Source organism: Clavibacter sp. MX14-G9D (genome assembly GCF_032917815.1).
GTDB lineage: Bacteria > Actinomycetota > Actinomycetes > Actinomycetales > Microbacteriaceae > Clavibacter > Clavibacter michiganensis_K.
This window is the reverse complement of record NZ_JAVCVL010000044.1, coordinates 1-15,763: the sequence shown is the minus strand read 5'-3', so window position 1 is coordinate 15,763 and position 15,763 is coordinate 1. Positions and strand designations below refer to the sequence as shown.

At 73.6% G+C, this 15,763-nt stretch carries 14 protein-coding genes; 8 read left to right on the top strand and 6 right to left on the bottom strand.

Features of this window, described 5'->3' with window-relative positions; all coding sequences use genetic code 11:
- Positions 1-76 precede the first annotated feature (76 nt).
- A complete protein-coding gene (locus Q6969_RS06145; protein WP_094114807.1) occupies positions 77-1,081 on the bottom strand; it encodes an aldo/keto reductase in 1,005 nt (334 codons plus the stop codon).
- A gap of 124 nt (positions 1,082-1,205) precedes the next feature.
- On the opposite strand from Q6969_RS06145, the gene Q6969_RS06140 reads away from it, so the two are divergent.
- From Q6969_RS06140 to Q6969_RS06110, 7 genes are all read left to right on the top strand, one after another.
- Positions 1,206-1,565 (top strand): hypothetical protein, encoded by a 360-nt coding sequence (locus Q6969_RS06140; protein ID WP_317229647.1) that lies wholly within the window; start codon positions 1,206-1,208, stop codon positions 1,563-1,565.
- 86 nt (positions 1,566-1,651) lie between these two features.
- Positions 1,652-3,835, top strand: a complete 2,184-nt coding sequence (locus tag Q6969_RS06135) for an alpha-galactosidase (protein ID WP_317229646.1) — start codon at positions 1,652-1,654, stop codon at positions 3,833-3,835.
- 219 nt (positions 3,836-4,054) lie between these two features.
- Positions 4,055-4,537 (top strand): hypothetical protein, encoded by a 483-nt coding sequence (locus Q6969_RS06130; RefSeq protein WP_317229645.1) that lies wholly within the window; start codon positions 4,055-4,057, stop codon positions 4,535-4,537.
- A gap of 216 nt (positions 4,538-4,753) precedes the next feature.
- Positions 4,754-5,407, top strand: coding sequence for a hypothetical protein (locus tag Q6969_RS06125; protein WP_317229644.1), 654 nt, complete (start codon positions 4,754-4,756; stop codon positions 5,405-5,407).
- Entirely contained in the window at positions 5,404-6,180 is a 777-nt protein-coding gene (locus Q6969_RS06120; protein WP_317229643.1) for a hypothetical protein, read from the top strand. The genes Q6969_RS06125 and Q6969_RS06120 overlap by 4 nt, the downstream gene beginning before the upstream one ends.
- Positions 6,177-6,881 (top strand): hypothetical protein, encoded by a 705-nt coding sequence (locus Q6969_RS06115; RefSeq protein ID WP_317229642.1) that lies wholly within the window; start codon positions 6,177-6,179, stop codon positions 6,879-6,881. The genes Q6969_RS06120 and Q6969_RS06115 overlap by 4 nt, the downstream gene beginning before the upstream one ends.
- A gap of 21 nt (positions 6,882-6,902) precedes the next feature.
- A complete protein-coding gene (locus Q6969_RS06110; RefSeq protein WP_317229641.1) occupies positions 6,903-7,547 on the top strand; it encodes an ABC transporter ATP-binding protein in 645 nt (214 codons plus the stop codon).
- A 25-nt stretch (positions 7,548-7,572) separates the two neighbouring features.
- On the opposite strand, the gene Q6969_RS06105 is transcribed toward Q6969_RS06110, so the two are convergent.
- Both Q6969_RS06105 and Q6969_RS06100 read right to left on the bottom strand, forming a co-directional pair.
- The gene (locus Q6969_RS06105) at positions 7,573-9,762 is read right to left on the bottom strand and encodes an AAA family ATPase (protein ID WP_317229640.1); all 2,190 of its coding nucleotides are present in this window, start codon (positions 9,760-9,762) and stop codon (positions 7,573-7,575) included.
- A 65-nt stretch (positions 9,763-9,827) separates the two neighbouring features.
- Complete coding sequence (locus tag Q6969_RS06100) at positions 9,828-10,835, bottom strand: NAD(P)/FAD-dependent oxidoreductase (protein ID WP_317229639.1); 1,008 nt, start codon at positions 10,833-10,835, stop codon at positions 9,828-9,830.
- A 236-nt stretch (positions 10,836-11,071) separates the two neighbouring features.
- Here Q6969_RS06100 and Q6969_RS06095 point away from each other — a divergent pair, with 236 nt between their 5' ends.
- On the top strand, positions 11,072-12,280 hold the full coding sequence (locus tag Q6969_RS06095) for an LPXTG cell wall anchor domain-containing protein (protein ID WP_317229638.1): 1,209 nt from the start codon (positions 11,072-11,074) through the stop codon (positions 12,278-12,280).
- Between the two features lie 94 nt (positions 12,281-12,374).
- Here the strand turns inward: Q6969_RS06095 and aztD are convergent, their stop codons facing one another.
- Genes aztD through Q6969_RS06080 form a run of 3 tightly spaced genes read right to left on the bottom strand, consistent with a single transcriptional unit; the run spans position 12,375 to position 15,761 of the window.
- Positions 12,375-13,586, bottom strand: coding sequence for a zinc metallochaperone AztD (gene aztD / locus Q6969_RS06090; RefSeq protein ID WP_317229637.1), 1,212 nt, complete (start codon positions 13,584-13,586; stop codon positions 12,375-12,377).
- A 34-nt stretch (positions 13,587-13,620) separates the two neighbouring features.
- On the bottom strand, positions 13,621-14,583 hold the full coding sequence (gene aztC / locus Q6969_RS06085) for a zinc ABC transporter substrate-binding protein AztC (RefSeq protein WP_317229636.1): 963 nt from the start codon (positions 14,581-14,583) through the stop codon (positions 13,621-13,623).
- Entirely contained in the window at positions 14,580-15,761 is a 1,182-nt protein-coding gene (locus tag Q6969_RS06080; RefSeq protein WP_396335521.1) for an ABC transporter, read from the bottom strand. Before Q6969_RS06080 ends, aztC begins: the two co-directional genes overlap by 4 nt.
- Positions 15,762-15,763 lie beyond the last annotated feature (2 nt).

Here is a 15,763-nt window from a genome sequence, read left to right as displayed (position 1 = left end):
GCCGGGCGCGGCGACGGGCACGGCGACGGGCACGGCGGATCCGGCAGCGGGGTCGGGCGAGCCGGTCATGCGCGGATCAGCGGCCGGTGCCGTCGACCGCGAGCGGCTCGATCGCCGCCAGCTCGTCGTCGGTGAGGGCCGGGGCGCCGGCGGCGGCCACGTTCTGCTCCAGCTGCTCCACGCTCGACGCGCCGATGAGCGCGCTCGTGATGCCCGGGTGACGCAGCACCCATGACAGCGCGAGCTGCGCGAGCGTCTGCCCGCGCCCCTCGGCGACGGCCTGCAGGCCGCGCGCGCGCTCGAGGTACGTGTCGGACACGGCGGACTCGTCGAGGAACCCGCTGGTCGCGGCGCGCGAGTCGGAGGGGATGGATCCCGACAGGTAGCGGTCGGTGAGCAGCCCCTGGGAGAGCGGCGAGAAGACGATGCAGCCGGATCCCGCCTCCTCGAGCACGGGCAGCAGCCCGCCCTCGACGTGGCGGTTGAACATCGAGTAGCTCGGCTGGTGGATGGTCAGCGGCACCTTGTGCTCGGCGAGCGCGGCGACGGCGCGCTCGGTCTGCTCGGGCGAGTAGTTGCTGATGCCGGCGTAGAGCGCCTTGCCCTGGTGCACCGCGGTCGCGAGCGCGCCCATGGTCTCCTCGATGGGCGTCTCGGGGTCGGGCCGGTGCGAGTAGAAGACGTCGACGTACTCGAGGTCCATGCGGCCGAGGCTCTGGTCGAGCGAGGCGAGCATCGACTTGCGGGAGCCCCACTCCCCGTAGGGGCCCTCCCACATGTGGTAGCCGGCCTTGGAGGAGATGACGATCTCGTCGCGGTACGGGCGCAGGTCCTCGCGGAGGATCCGGCCGAACGCCGTCTCGGCGCTGCCGGGGGGCGGGCCGTAGTTGTTCGCGAGGTCGAAGTGGGTGATGCCGAGGTCGAAGGCGCGGCGCACGATGGCCCGCTGCGTGTCGATGGGGCGGGACGTGCCGAAGTTGTGCCACAGGCCGAGGGACAGCTCGGGGAGCTTGAGGCCGGAGCGGCCGGACCGGCGGTAGGGCATGGACGAGTAGCGATCGGGATGAGCGACGTAGGTCATCCGCCGAGCGTACCGAGGCCGGGGGCCGCGACCGCGACGCTGCGGCGCCGCGCGGACCCTCCACCCGCGCGCATCGGGCGGCAAGCCCCTGGTCGCCGCGCCCGGGAGGGCGTTCAGTGGGAGGGTGCACACCATCCACTACGCCGACGGCCGCTACCTGACCGGCGACGACATCGCCCGGGCCGTCGTCGACTGCGCGCAGGCGCTCGCCCGCGAGGGCCGGGCGGCCGACGCCGTCCGCGTGCCCGTCCGGCTGCCCGACGGCGGCGCGGGCGAGGTCGAGATCCTCATCGGCCCGGCCAGCCAGATCGTGGTGGAGCCCGCGGACGCCGCGGACCATGCGGGCGAGGAGCTGCGCGACCCCGAGGCCGTCGCCCGCATCCGCGCGCTCACCATCAGCGCCCGGCAGTCGCAGCCGGGCACCCGCGTCACCGCCGACCGCCAGGACGGCACGGCGGTGCCCGGCCTCGAGGACCTGGACTAGGCGACCGCCTCGGCGTGGAGGCGTGCGGCGACCGCCCGCGTCGCGGCAGGATGGACGCATCCCACCCGCATCGACGCAGGAGCACCATGCCCGACACCGCCGTCCCGTCCGCCCTCCTCCACCTCCGGGCCTCCGGCGTCTCCCTCGTGCTCGACCTCACGGACGGCCGCCTGCCCGCCGTCGTGCACTGGGGCGCGGACCTCGGTGCCACCACGGCCGCGGACCTCGAGACGATGGCCCGCGCGGCGGTCGAGCCGATCGTGCCGAACGTCGCGGACGACCCCATCCGCCTCGCGATCCTCCCCGAGGCGCACACCTCCTGGACGGGGAAGCCCGGCATCGCCGGGCACCGCTCCGGCGCCGACTGGTCGCCCTCGTTCCGCGTGACCGCGGCGACGGTGGACGGATCCCCGGTGCCGGCGGGCTCCGAGGGGCACCCCGGATCCGCCACCCACGGCCCCGCGCTCGTGCACGTGGACGCGGTCGACGACGTCGCCGGCCTCGGCCTCGCGGTGGACGTGGAGCTGCTGCCCTCCGGTCTCGTGCGCACCCGCGCGGAGCTGACGAACGCCGGCGCGGGGATCTACGACCTCGAGGGGATCACGCTGGCGCTGCCGATCCCGCCCGAGGCGCGCGAGGTCCTCGACTTCGCCGGCCGCTGGGGCAAGGAGCGCACCCCGCAGCGCAGCCCCCTGAACGTCGGCATCCACGAGCGCGAGGGCCGTCGCGGCCGCACGGGCTCCGACGCCGCGACCGTGCTCTCGGTCGGCGTGCCCGGCTTCGGCTTCCGCCACGGCGACGTCTGGGGCGCGCACGTCGCCTTCAGCGGCGACCACCGCCACTACGCGGAGCGCCTCTCCAGCGGCCGCCAGGTGATCGGCGGCGGCGAGCTCCTCCTGCCCGGCGAGGTGCGCCTCGCCGAGGGCGAGGCCTACTCGAGCCCCTGGGTCTACGCGGCGTACGGCCACGGCCTCGACGACCAGGCAGCCCGCTTCCACCGCTTCCTCCGCGCTCGCGACACCCACCCGCGCCGCGACCGGCCCGTCACCCTGAACGTGTGGGAGGCCGTCTACTTCGACCACGACCTCGCGCGCCTCACCGACCTCGCCGAGCGCGCGGCCGCCCTCGGCGTCGAGCGCTACGTGCTCGACGACGGCTGGTTCCGCCACCGCCGCGCGGACGACGCGGGCCTCGGCGACTGGTACGTCGACGAGGGCGTCTGGCCCGACGGCCTCACCCCGATCATCGACCGCGTGCGCGCCCTCGGCATGGAGTTCGGCCTGTGGTTCGAGCCCGAGATGATCAACGAGGACTCCGACCTGGCGCGCGAGCACCCCGAGTGGATCATGGCCACCGGCGGCCGCCGCCCGGGCACGCACCGGAAGCAGCAGGTCCTCGACCTCGCGATCCCGGAGGCGTACGCCCACATCCTGGAGCGGGTCAGCGCGATCCTCGCCGAGTACGACATCGCCTACGTGAAGTGGGACCACAACCGGGACCTCGTCGACGCCGGCATCGCCCCGCGCGGCCAGGCGGGCGTGCACCTGCAGACGCTCGCCGCGTACCGGCTCATGGACGAGCTCCGCGAGCGCTTCCCGGACCTCGAGATCGAGTCGTGCTCCTCGGGCGGATCCCGCGTGGACCTCGGCGTGCTCGAGCGCACCGACCGCGTGTGGGTGTCCGACTGCATCGACCCGCTCGAGCGCCAGCAGATGAACCGCTGGACCATGCAGCTGCTGCCGCCGGAGCTGATGGGCTCCCACATCGCGTCGGGCGTCAACCACACCACGGGCCGCGCGCACACCCTCGCCTTCCGCGCGGGCACGTCGCTGTTCGCGCACTTCGGCATCGAGTGGGACCTGACGCAGGCCACCCCGGACGAGGAGCGCGACCTCGCCGAGTGGATCGTCCTCTACAAGCGGGAGCGCACCCTCATGCACACGGGCACGGTGGTGCGCGCGGACGGCTCCGACCCGAGCCTCTGGGTCTACGGCTCGGTGGCCGAGGACGCCTCCGCCGCGCTGTTCTTCCTCGCGACCGTGGGCCGGTCCGACGTGTCGCCGCGCGGCCGCTTCCTCCTGCCGGGCCTCGACCCGGAGCGCCGCTACCGCGTGGAGCCCGTCCGCGTCGGCGTGCCCGACCACGGCTTCACCGCGCCCGCCTGGTTCGACGGCGTCGAGCTGACGGGCCGCGCGCTCGCGGTCTCGGGCCTGCACACCCCGGCGATGTGGCCCGAGACGATCGCGCTCCTGCGGGTGACGGCGGTCTGACCCGACGCGCGGGCCGCTGCGGCGAGCAGCGGCCCGCGGCGCGTGGCCCGCAGCCGCACGCAGCAACGCGCAGCCGCTCGCAGCCGTACGCAGCCGCACGATGTGCGCCTGTGGAGGAACGGCGCACGCCCGCCGCCCTCCCGCCTACCTTCGGTCGTGCCGGCGCTCCTGACGCGCCGGCGACGAACCCGAGGCCACCCTCGCCACCCGACTCGCCGCATGATCCCCGCACGCGAAGACGCTGCCGATGACCTCGTGGTCGCCATGGACCGCCGTCACGCACCCTCATCGCAGAAACGGATCCTCATGCGCCTCACCACGAAGACCACGACCACGACCGCCCTCATCTGCCTCCTCGTCGGAGCGGGCAGCGCGGCATACGCCGGCACCGCTACCTCGCACTTCGACGCCATCACCCCACGATTCCAGCAGCCCTGGGACTCGACCGCTCAGACCAAGGACTCCACCGGAGGGCAGGGGTTCGTCTCATTCGACACGATCGGCGCCGAGTACCACATGAACGCACGCATCTGCGGCGGCGGGAACAACTCCTGCGGCGGGGAGATCAAGGACATCAGACAAGGTCAAGGAGCACTCCTCGACTCTCCCTTCCCCTCGGGGGCACGCGCCCACCTGCAGCTGCACGCGACTCCGTACAACATCGTCCGGGTCGAGGCCATCGGCTCGTGGGCCAGCAACTGATGCCCTGCGGAACCGGCGTCCGCGGATGGCGCGGCTCTGCGTCAGGTGAAGCCGGGAACGGGGTCGGGTGAGGTGCTCCGTCCCGCTCTGCGCCGCGCCATCGGTCCGTCCCAGACGATCAGCGCTGCACTCCTGCCCGCTCTCGCAGGGATCCTCCTGATCCACAGCACCGGGCATTCCGTGTTTCGTGACCGATCAGGTGTCTTCGCGTCCGGCATGCTCTCGCCATCGCTCATCCTGATGCCGCTGGGCATCACGCTGCTCACCTGCACGCGCTTCTCGTCGGACCTGGCGCATCGATTCATCAGCGTGCAGCGGACCCGCTGCGACATGAGGCTCCTCCTCGCCACGCGCTACGTGACAGCGACGATGATGGGCTTCTCCTTCGCGTTCCTCTTCTCCTTCCTGACCTACGTGACGGCATTCCACATCTGGCCCCTCCTCGGCGATCCGGGAATCGACCCGGCGAGCTACCTGATGACGCCGGAGCAAGCCGTCGCGTACACCCAGCAGCATGAGGCGTTCGGTAGCTACCTGCGCTTCGGGGATCTGCCCTTCGGCCTCGTGCACTCGAGCTGGTTCGGCTTCTGCGCCGCGCTGTACGCCGCCATCGGCGTCACGGCTGTCGTGCTCGTCCGCAACCGCTTCCTTGCGCTCGCCCTCCCCATGCTGTTCGTGTTCGGCGAGACGTTCGTCGCCGAGCTCCTGGGGCACCCCAGCCTCGCCCTCTACTTCTCCGCGATCGCATTCGGGCTCACGTACCCCTCCGACGCGGAGGTCGTCGCCCCTCACCTCATCCTCGCGGTCGTCGTCGCCGTCGTCGCGATCTTCACCATCCGGCGCATCCCCACCAGCGGCCGTCTCTCGTGACGGTCGCCGACCGGATCACGAGCGTCCCGGCGCTGGTCCTGGCCGGCTTCGCCGTCGCGTCCGGCGCGTACACCCGCGCGTTCGACGAGTCCTCACCGACCGGCGTGCGCCTCACCCAGACGAAGCTGATGCTCGACGAGGTGACGGACACACGGTTCCTCGCGAACGTCGTGCTGCTCGCCTGGCTCGTCGCGCTCGTGGTCCGGTCGCCGGCCGACGCCCGGCCCGACCGTCTCATTCGCCACGGCACCTACGTCCGGGCTCTCCTCGCCGCGTGCCGCGACGGCATGACCTGGGCGCTCACGATCCTGCCGCTCCTCGTCGTGGCCATGTACGTCACCGCGCTCGGGCTCCCCGTCGCCGACGACGGCACCCACGGCATCGAGGGCTACAGCGCCGCCCAGCAGCGGCTGGGCTGGCCGTGGCTGGCGCTGATCGTCGGCACCGTCGCGCTCGCGCTCGCCCTCCTGATGGCGACCCAGATCTTCGCGCTCGCCCTCCACCTCATCGGCCCCGGCCGAGGGCTCGACATCGCCTTCGCCGTGTCCGTGGGCATGCTCGCGCTGCTCTCCGCGGCCGGGCTGATCGACGCCGCCTCACCCCTGAACCTCAGCCACCTCACGACCGCGCGGACCGTCGCGGCCGACCCCGGCGCCGCGACCGCCAGCTGGGCGGCCGTCACCGCCGCGTGCGCGGCGCTGCTCCTCGCGACCCGGGCGAAGGACCGCGGGCACCGCTCGCGCCCCGCCCTCCTCGGACGGCGCAGGGGGTGAGGGCGTGGATCGTGCTCGTCGCCGTGGTGGGCGCATGCCTCACCGGACTCCTGGCGATGCCCGCGGATCCGCTCCTCCGGGACGAAGCTCCGCCGACCGCCGTCGACCGTCTCGCCTCCGCGCTCTCCGGCGACGGGACGGTCCTCCACCTCCTCAGCGGACTGGCCGTGTACGGCGGCTTCGCGTTCGTCCTGCAGCTCCGCGAGTCCCACGAGGCCCGCGGCATGCTCCTGCAGCGTCTCCTACGGCACGGCTCGGCCACGCGGTGGGCGGCGGCGCGCACGGCGCGCCACGCGGTCGCGGCCGTCCTGTACCTCGCCGTCGTCGCCGCACTCGGGCTCGGGATCGCCGTCCTCACCGCATCCGGGCCCGTGCTCCCCGCCCCCGGACGACTCGGTCTCCTCGCCGGGCAGTACCTCGTCGGCGGCCTGCTCCAGCTCGGGGTCTACTCGGCTCTCGTCCTCATCGTCACCTGGCTCGCGCGGGGGTCCGCCGCCGGACTCCTCACGGTCGGCGTGATCGTCGTCGGCGGCGCGCTCCAGCTCGAGACGCGGACGTGGCTGCCCCTCCAGCTCGCCGACCTCGCCGTGACACGCGGCGGATGGTCGGAGGTCGGCGACGCCACGGCCACGCTCGGTCTCTGGGTCGCCATCCTCGGCCTCGCCCTCACCGCGCTCGTGCAGCGCACCCGCCCCGCCTGATCCCGAACGACAAGGAGCACCATGCCGATCATCGCCCTCACCGGCGTCACGAAGGGCTTCCGTGGCGTCCCCCTCCTCGACGGCGTCGACCTCGCCCTGGAGCGCGGCCGCACCTACGGACTCGTCGGGCCCAACGGCTGCGGCAAGTCCGTGCTGCTCAAGATCATCCTCGGCTTCCTGCGTCCCGACGCTGGCGTCGTCGACATCGACCCGGCGCTCCTCTCCCCCGGGCGCACGTTCCCCGACCGGTTCGGCGCGATCGTCGACGGGCCGGCCTACCTGGCGCACCGCACGGGCCTGCAGAACCTGACCGAGCTCGCCGCCATCCGGAAGCGGATCACGGTGGACGAGGTGCGGGAGTCGATGCGCGAGTTGGGGCTCGATCCCGACTCGCGCACGCGCGTCCGCAGCTACTCGCTCGGGATGAAGCAGAAGCTGTCGCTCTGCCAGGCGCTCATGGAGCGACCGGAGGTGCTGCTGCTCGACGAGCCGTTCAACGCCCTCGACGCGGAGAGCGTCGAGCGCCTCACGGCCGAGCTGCGACGGCAGCAGGCGATCGGCACCACGATCCTGTTCACCAGCCACGAGCGCGAGCACATCGACGCGCTGAGCGACGAGGTGCTGGAGATCTCGGGCGGACGGATCCGTCCCGTCGCGCGCCCCTGAGGGACGCGGACGGGACGGATCGGGATCAGAGGGCGGGAGCGTCCTCCGGCTCGTCGTCCCACGCGCGGCTGACCGTGAGGCCCTCGCCGTCGGGCGCGAGGTCGACCCGCACGGCGTCGCCGTCGCGGATGTCGCCCGCGAGCAGCTCGCGCGCGAGGCGGTCGTCGATCTCGCGCTGCATGAGCCGGCGCAGGGGACGTGCGCCGTACAGCGGGTCGTGGCCGCGCTCCGCGAGCCAGCGCCGGGCGTCCGGGGTGACCCCGAGCGTGAGGCGGCGGTCCGCGAGCCGGTCGCCGAGGCGGTCGATGTAGAGCTCCACAATCTGCGCCAGGTCGTCCATCGACAGGGTCTGGAACACGACGATGTCGTCGAGCCGGTTCACGAACTCCGGCTTGAACGTCTGGCGCACGAGCTGCTGCACCGCCTCCTCGCGGCTCGCCAGCGGCAGGGACGCGTCGCTGACGAACTGCGACCCGAGGTTGCTGGTGAGCACGAGGATCACGTTGCGGAAGTCGACCGTCCGGCCCTGGCCGTCGGTGAGGCGGCCGTCGTCGAGCACCTGCAGGAGCACGTCGAACACCTCCGGGTGCGCCTTCTCGACCTCGTCGAGCAGCACCACCGAGTAGGGGCGGCGCCGGACGGCCTCGGTGAGCTGTCCGCCCTGCTCGTAGCCGACGTAGCCGGGAGGGGCGCCGACGAGGCGGGACACGGAGAACTTCTCCCCGTACTCGCTCATGTCGATGCGGATCATCGCCTTCTCGTCGTCGAACAGGAACTCGGCCAGGGCCTTCGCGAGCTCCGTCTTCCCGACGCCCGTGGGGCCGAGGAAGAGGAAGGAGCCGGTGGGCCGGTCGGGATCCGAGATGCCGGCGCGCGTGCGGCGGACCGCGTCGGAGACGCTCGCCACCGCCTGCCGCTGGCCGATGAGGCGCTTGCCGAGCTCCTTCTCCAGGTGCAGCAGCTTCTCGGTCTCCCCCTGCAGCAGCCGGCCGACGGGGATCCCCGTCCAGGCGGCGACGACCGCGGCGATGTCCTCGCCCGTGACCTGCTCGTTGACGAGCCGCTCCTCCGCCGACGGCACCGACTCGGCGGCCTCCGCCTGCGCGACCTCGCGCTCGATGACGGGGATCTCGCCGTAGAGCAGGCGCGACGCCTTCTCCAGGTCGCCCTCGCGCTGGGCCCGCTCGGCGCGGATCCGCAGCTCGTTCAGCTCGTCCTTCAGCTTGCCGACGCGGTTGACGCTCGCGCGCTCCGCCTCCCAGCGCCGCTGCAGCCCGCCGAGGGTCTCCTCGCGCTGGGCGATGTCCTCGCGCAGCCGCGCGAGCCGCTCCTTCGAGGCCTCGTCCTTCTCGCGCTTGAGCGCCAGCTCCTCGAGCCGCATCCGGTCGACCGCGCGGCGCAGCTCGTCGATCTCGACGGGCGAGGAGTCGATCTCCATCCGCAGCCGCGAGGCGGCCTCGTCGATCAGGTCGATGGCCTTGTCCGGCAGCTGCCGGGCGGGGATGTAGCGGTTCGAGAGCGACGCGGCAGCGACGAGCGCCGCGTCCGTGATGGGCACCTGGTGGTGCGCCTCGTAGCGGCCCTTGAGGCCGCGGAGGATCGCGACGGTGTCCTCCACGCTCGGCTCGCCGACGTACACCTGCTGGAAGCGGCGCTCGAGCGCGGCGTCCTTCTCGATGTACTGGCGGTACTCGTCGAGCGTGGTCGCGCCGATGAGCCGCAGCTCACCGCGCGCGAGCATGGGCTTCAGCATGTTGGACGCCGCGACGGACCCCTCGCCGCCGCCCGCGCCCATGAGGGTGTGCAGCTCGTCGACGAAGGTGATGACCTCGCCGTCGGCGTCGTCGATCTCCTTCAGCACCGCCTTCAGCCGCTCCTCGAACTCGCCGCGGTACTTCGCGCCCGCGACGAGCGCGGCGAGGTCGAGCGAGACGAGCTGCTTGCCCTTCAGGGAGTCGGCCACGTCGCCCGCGACGATGCGCTGGGCGAGGCCCTCGACGACGGCGGTCTTGCCGACGCCGGGCTCCCCGATGAGGACCGGGTTGTTCTTGGTGCGACGCGTGAGCACCTGGCTGATGCGCCGGATCTCCGCGTCGCGTCCGATGACCGGGTCGAGCTTGCCGCTCTTCGCGATCTCGGTCAGGTTCACCCCGTACTGCTCGAGCGCGGTCCTCGCGTCCTCGGCGCTGGCGGGTGCGCCCTGCATGTTGGCCAATGCGTTCCTTCCTCCACGTACTTGAGTCTTGCGGACTCAAGTTTACGCCGGGACGGCGCCCACCGCTACCGGCCGGCGAGGACGGACACCGCGGCGGCGGTGACGGCGATCGCCACGTCCTCCGTGACCATGCCCGCGTTCGCCATGGCACCCGCCATGGTGCCGGCGGCCATTGCGACGGGCACGTTGGCGGATCCGCTCGACGCGTTGCCCGCGATGAGGAGGCCGGGCACGCTCGTCTGGCCCATCGGATCCGCCGTGACGAAGGGGCCCCAGGGGGTCTCCTCGGTCGCGGCGCCGAGGGCGCGGGCGAAGCCGTCGCGCGGCGCCACCCCGGGCATCGCGAAGAGCGAGTCGAGCCCGAGGACCCGGCCGTCGGCGAGCTCCACGCCCTCGAGCGCGCCCCGCTCCCCGAGCACGCGGGTGACGACCTCCTCCTCGATCCGGATCCCGCGGGCGTCGAGCCCCGCGCGCGTCGCCGCGTCGATGCCGAGCGGCTCGCCGGACGCCGTGCCGCCCGCGACGAGGAACGTGATGTCGGGCGACCACTGGCGGAGCATCTGCACGTGGTGGAGGCTGCCGGGTCCGGTGGCGAGCACGCCGATGCGGCGGTCGCGCACCTCGTAGCCGTCGCAGTAGGGGCAGACGACGACGCCGGCACCCCAGTGCGCGGCGAGGCCGGGGACCTCGGGCAGCACGTCGGCGAGGCCGGTCGCGAGGACCACCCGGCGGGCGCGGACCTCCGCACCGCCGTCGAGCGTCACGCGGAAGCGCGGCCCGGCCGGATCCTCGACGGCGTCGACGCCCTGCACCCGCCCGTCGACCACGACGCCGCCGTAGCCCTCGATCTCCCGGCGCCCCTCGGCGACGAGCTGACGCGGCGGCTTGCCGTCGTGACCGAGCACGCCGTGCATGTGCGCGGCGACGGCGTTGCGCGGCTGACCCGCGTCGACGACGAGCACGCTCCGGCGGGCGCGGGCGAGCATGAGCGCGGCGCTCGAACCCGCGACGCCCCCGCCCACGACGACGGCGTCCCACTCGTCCCGACCTGCGATCCCCTGTGCGATGTCCATGCGTCGAGCCTGCGGGATCGAGGCGCGAGACGCACGGTCCCTTGCGGCATCGGCAAGGGCGGCGCCTCCCCTCACCCGGAGTGGGGGTGCGACCGGACATGCGCGCATCCGATCGTTATCCCTCGTGACCAGGCACTCCCCTACGTTTACCCCAAGGGAGGAATCCCCGCGGATCCTCCGGGATCCGCCAGCACCGCCGCCTCCTCCGGGAGCGGCTCACCTCGATCAGGAGCCCCATGGACCTCACGCCCGCCGCAGCCCGCACGACGCGACTGCGACGCCCCGTCACCGCGCTGTGCCTCACGGCCGCGCTCGTCGCCGCACCCCTCGCCTGGGCCCCCGCCGCGCACGCGGCCGTGGATCCGACGACCGGCACGACGCAGACGGAGCCCGCGGACGTGACCCCGCCCGCCGCGGACGAGACCGCCCCGGAGGCGATCGAGACCCCCGCGGTCGAGGCCCCCGCGGTCGAGACCCCCACCGTCGAGGCGCCGGTCGCCGATGCCCCCGTCGCCGATGCTCCCGTCGCCGAGGCGGAGCCCTCCGCCGACGCCCCGGTACGCGAGCCCGCGAGCATCACCGTCGATGACGACACCCTCGACCCGGACCAGCCGGTGTACCCGGGCATCGCCCTCAGCGCCACCGGCTTCCTGCCGGGCGAGCCCGTCACGGTGTCGATCACCGCTCCCGCCGGCGTGCAGGTGGATCTGGCGCTCCGGGCGTCGCTCGTCGCCGGCTCGGAGTACAGCCTCACCCAGCCCGCGGACGACAGCGGGCGCTTCTCCTACCTGGTCATCTTCTCGGGCATGTACTCCGCGACCAACGGTGCGTACACGTTGCACGTGACCGGCGAGGACTCCGGACTCGTCCTCTCGAAGGGCATCACCATCTCCGGGGAGAGCGCCGTCTCCGACGACTCGAACGTCTTCTACCCGGAGACCCCGGCCATCAGCATCCCGAAGACCGTGTTCGACCCCGATGAGGCGGCCGGCAGCGGCATCGCCGTCCGCGCGACCGGCTTCTTCCCGGGTGAGCGCGTGACAGCGTCGCTGACCTCTCCTCCCGGAGTCGCGACGGACATCACCCTCTACGACGACGGCCCCCTGGAGGAGTACGGCAACACCCGCACGGCCGACGAGCGCGGGCGGATCTCCTACCACCTCGCCATCGCCGGCCAGTACTACGCCATCAACGGCGACTATCGCATCGACCTGACGGGCGAGCGCTCCGGTGTCGTCCTCTCGACGGGCTTCACCGTCGCCGGCACGAGCGCCGTCGACCCGGACAGCAACTACTGGCGGGGCACCGCGACCGCCGCCACCGGCCGCGACACCCTCCCGGTCACGGGCGGCGGCCAGTCCGCCCTGGCGCTCGGCGGCCTCGGCGCGCTGATGCTGCTGGCCGGCGGGGCGCTCGTCGCCCGCCGTCGCCACCGCTCCGCGTAGCGGTCGCCGCATCCGGTGCCCCGGCGCCGGATGCACGGAAGGCCCGCCGCCCTCCCGGGTGACGGGCCTTCCCCATGCGTGCGGCGTGCGGTGATCAGCCCGCGGCGACCGCCATCTCGTTCGGCGTGACCTCGAGCGTGGAGCTCGCCAGCACCTCGCCCGTCGTCAGGTCGACCGCGTGGATCTCCTGCGTGGCCGGCTCGGTGACGTATCCGACGCCGTCCGCCACGACGATCGCGGGGTGCGGATCCTGCCACTCGACGGGGCTCTCCCACGCGTCGATGACGGGGAACGCGTCCGTCAGCTCGCCGGTCTCGGGGTCGAGCACGTGGATCGCGCCGTCGGAGCCGATGATGTACGCCATGTCGTCCGGTCCGCGCGCGACGTCGCGGAACGTGTAGCCGACGCCCTCGGGCAGGTCGACGACGCGGAGGGTCCTCGTGTCGGTGTCGATCAGCGTCACGGCGTCCAGCAGGTAGCCCTCGAGGTCCGGGTCGTCCTTGTAGTCGCCGACGACGACGGGGCTGGTCTCGCTGACGTAGGCGTTGCCCATGCGGCCGTAGGGCTGGTCGGGCGCCGGGAGCTTCGTGAAGGCGCCGTCCGCGTAGAGGATCGCGCCGTCCTCGCAGCCGAAGACGACGGCCTCGCCGGACGCGGTGCCCTCGCCGTGCACGCCGGGGCACTGGTCCGTCCGCGCGATGACCGCGCCGGACTCATCGCGCGCCTCGACGCCGTCCCGGCCGTCCGCGTTCCCCACGGTCGTGAGGAAGGTGCCGTCCTCGAGCACGATCGAGACGCCGTGGTGCGCCTCGACGCCCTCGATGGTCTCCGTCTCCGGCAGGCCGTCGGCGGCGGCCAGCGCCGCGGTGTCGAAGACCGTCGTGTCGCTCGTGCCGTCGGCGTAGAGGATCGTCCTGCCCGCATGGCGGACGACGTGGCCGGGGGTGTCGGCCTCGAAGACGGTGTCGGTCAGCTCGGCCTCGTCGGCGCTGCCGGCCGCGGTGTCGAGCACCTGGAAGCCCTCGCTCATGGTGACCATGACGTGCCGGCCGTCGCCCGCGGGATTGAGGCGGGTGAACTCCTCGGAGTCGAGGTCGGCGACGGTCTCGAGGGTGTCGCCGTCGAGGACGAGGATGCCGCCCTCGTACGAGACGGCGACGCGGGATCCGGCTGCCTCGCCGGATCCGGCCGGCGCCTCGGAGGATGCGGAGCCCTCCGGTGCCGGGGTGGAGCAGGCCGCGAGCGTCGCGGCGAGGCCCAGGGCGACGGTGGCGATGCCGGTCCGTCGGAGTCGGGGGGTGCGCATGGTGGTTCCTCCTGTGTGGGGTGGTCGCGGGCGCTCAGGGGGAGAGCCCGGTGGCGATGCGCTGCGTGTTGACGCGCATCATGGCGAGGTAGTCGGGGGCGCCGCCCTCGGGGCCCGTGAGGGACTCCGTGAACAGCTCGACCACCTCCACGCGGACGTCGGCCTCGCTCGCCAGCGCCTGGACGAGGCGGTCGGGCGAGGAGGACTCCGCGAAGATCGTGGGGACGCCGGTCTCCTCGACCGCCGACACGAGGTCGGCGAGGTCGCTGGCGGAGGGCGCGGCGAGGGTGGTGCCGCCGGGGATCACGGCGCCGACGACCTCGAACCCGAAGCGGTCGGCGAGGTACCCGAAGACGTGGTGGTTGGTGACGAGGGCGCGGCGCTCGGCGGGGATGGCGGCGAACGCCGCGGTCATCTCCGCGTCGAGCGCCTCGAGCTCCGCGCGGTACGCGGCGGTCCGGGCGGCGACGGCAGCCGGATCGACGCCCTCGATGCGCGCGAGGACGGGCTCGAGCGCGTCGACGACGTCGACCATGCGCGCGGGGTCGGTCCAGAAGTGGGAGTCGGGCATCCCCTCCGCGTCGCCCTCGGCGTAGGCGAGGACCTCGATGGCGTCGCCGGCGACGAAGGCCGGCACGTCGGCGTCCGCCGCCGCGTCAAGGTGCTGCTGCAGCCCCTCCTCGAGGCCGAGGCCGTTGGAGACGACGAGGTCGGCGGCGCGGAGGCGCGCGGCCTCCTGCGCGGAGATCTCGAACGAGTGCGGATCCGCGTCCGGCCCCATCAGCGTCACGACCTCCGCCTCGTCGCCCACGAGCTCCTCGACGACGTCGCCGAGGATGTTGGTGGAGACGTGCACGGTCGGCCGCTCGTCGCCCGCGACCGCGCAGCCCGTGAGGGCGAGGGTCAGCGCGAGGGTCAGCGCGCGGGCGCCGGCGGTCGTGGCGGTGCCCGCGAGCGCGGCAGGCAGGCGGCGCCGCCGGGAACGGCCCGCGCTCATCGGCCCGTCTCCGCGGTGAAGGCCGGCTCGGCCGCGGTGTCGAAGGTGCGCGAGACGCGCGCGTCGTCCGCGAAGTCGATCTCGTGCAGCCGGCGCTCGACGGGGCCCGACAGGTACGCGCGCTGCTGGTCGGCGACGAGCGTCGGCATCCTCCCGGCCGCGAGCGACCCGGCCACGAGCGGGCCGGTGTCGGCGATGACCGCGCCGTCCGCGCCGGACAGGACGAGCACGCGGCCGTCCGCGGTGAGGGCGAGGAGGCGGTCGTCCGCGTCGTCGACGGCGGTGACGTGCACGAGCGGAGCGGGCGCGGGGAGGAGCGCCCACGAGCGCGCGCGGGTGTCGAGCACCCAGATGCCCTGGTCCCCGGCGAGGCCCGCGACCGTCGGACGACCCTCGCGGTTGTCGAAGGAGGTGGCGGCGGGGGCCGTCGCGCCCTCGGGGTACGGGATCCGCTCGACGGCCAGCTCCTCGCCGTCGACGCTCGCGAGCAGTGCGCCGTCGCCGCAGCCGATGACGGCGCCGACGCGCGTGGTGATGGTGCCGGCGGGATCCGGGCACGGCTCGACCAGCCCGGTGCGCGCGCCGTCCCGGGTGCGGCCGACCACCGTCGCGTCCGCGCCCTCGCCCTCGGTGACGAGCGCCAGGGACCCGACCGGCACGACCATCCCGGGGCCGGGCTCGCCGGCGAGGCGGAACGACTCCTCGATCCGCCCCCCGGAGAGCGCCGCGGTGTCGAGCAGGACGGCCTCGCCGGAGCCGGGGAAGTGGAGGCCCGTGCCGCCCGTGGTGGACTGGTTGGTCGTGGCGACGACGGCGGTGCCCTCGCCCTCGACGGTGCCGAGGAGGCGGGGGTCCGCGCGGTAGTGGTGGAAGTGGTCGACGTGGTCCCAGGTCCACACCCCGCTGTCGACGATCTCGACGCCGGCGGCCGTCTGCGCCAGGAGGTACCGGCCGTCGGTGTCCATCGCGGTGGGTGCGCCGATCCGGCCGAGCTCGGCGACGGATCCGTCGAGGAGGTCGAGGTGCGTGACGGCGCCGGTCGGGTCGATGCTGGTGAGGCCGAGGCGCGGCTCGGCCAGCTCCGCGGCGCCCGCGACGGCGCCGTGCCCCTCGGGGGTCGCCTCCGCGGCCGGCTCGTCGGCGGGTCCGGCCGGGGTCCCGGCGGAGCACGCCGTCAGGG

Excerpts from the sequence above, each read along its gene's own strand:
- Q6969_RS06135 (WP_317229646.1), top strand. The coding sequence starts at position 1,652 with ATGCCCGACACCGCCGTCCCGTCCGCCCTCCTCCACCTCCGGGCCTCC.
- aztC (WP_317229636.1), bottom strand. The coding sequence starts at position 14,583 with ATGAGCGCGGGCCGTTCCCGGCGGCGCCGCCTGCCTGCCGCGCTCGCG.
- Q6969_RS06145 (WP_094114807.1), bottom strand. The coding sequence starts at position 1,081 with ATGACCTACGTCGCTCATCCCGATCGCTACTCGTCCATGCCCTACCGC.
- Q6969_RS06110 (WP_317229641.1), top strand. The coding sequence starts at position 6,903 with ATGCCGATCATCGCCCTCACCGGCGTCACGAAGGGCTTCCGTGGCGTC.
- Q6969_RS06130 (WP_317229645.1), top strand. The coding sequence starts at position 4,055 with ATGATCCCCGCACGCGAAGACGCTGCCGATGACCTCGTGGTCGCCATG.
- Q6969_RS06095 (WP_317229638.1), top strand. The coding sequence starts at position 11,072 with ATGGACCTCACGCCCGCCGCAGCCCGCACGACGCGACTGCGACGCCCC.
- aztD (WP_317229637.1), bottom strand. The coding sequence starts at position 13,586 with ATGCGCACCCCCCGACTCCGACGGACCGGCATCGCCACCGTCGCCCTG.
- Q6969_RS06100 (WP_317229639.1), bottom strand. The coding sequence starts at position 10,835 with ATGGACATCGCACAGGGGATCGCAGGTCGGGACGAGTGGGACGCCGTC.
- Q6969_RS06125 (WP_317229644.1), top strand. The coding sequence starts at position 4,754 with ATGCTCTCGCCATCGCTCATCCTGATGCCGCTGGGCATCACGCTGCTC.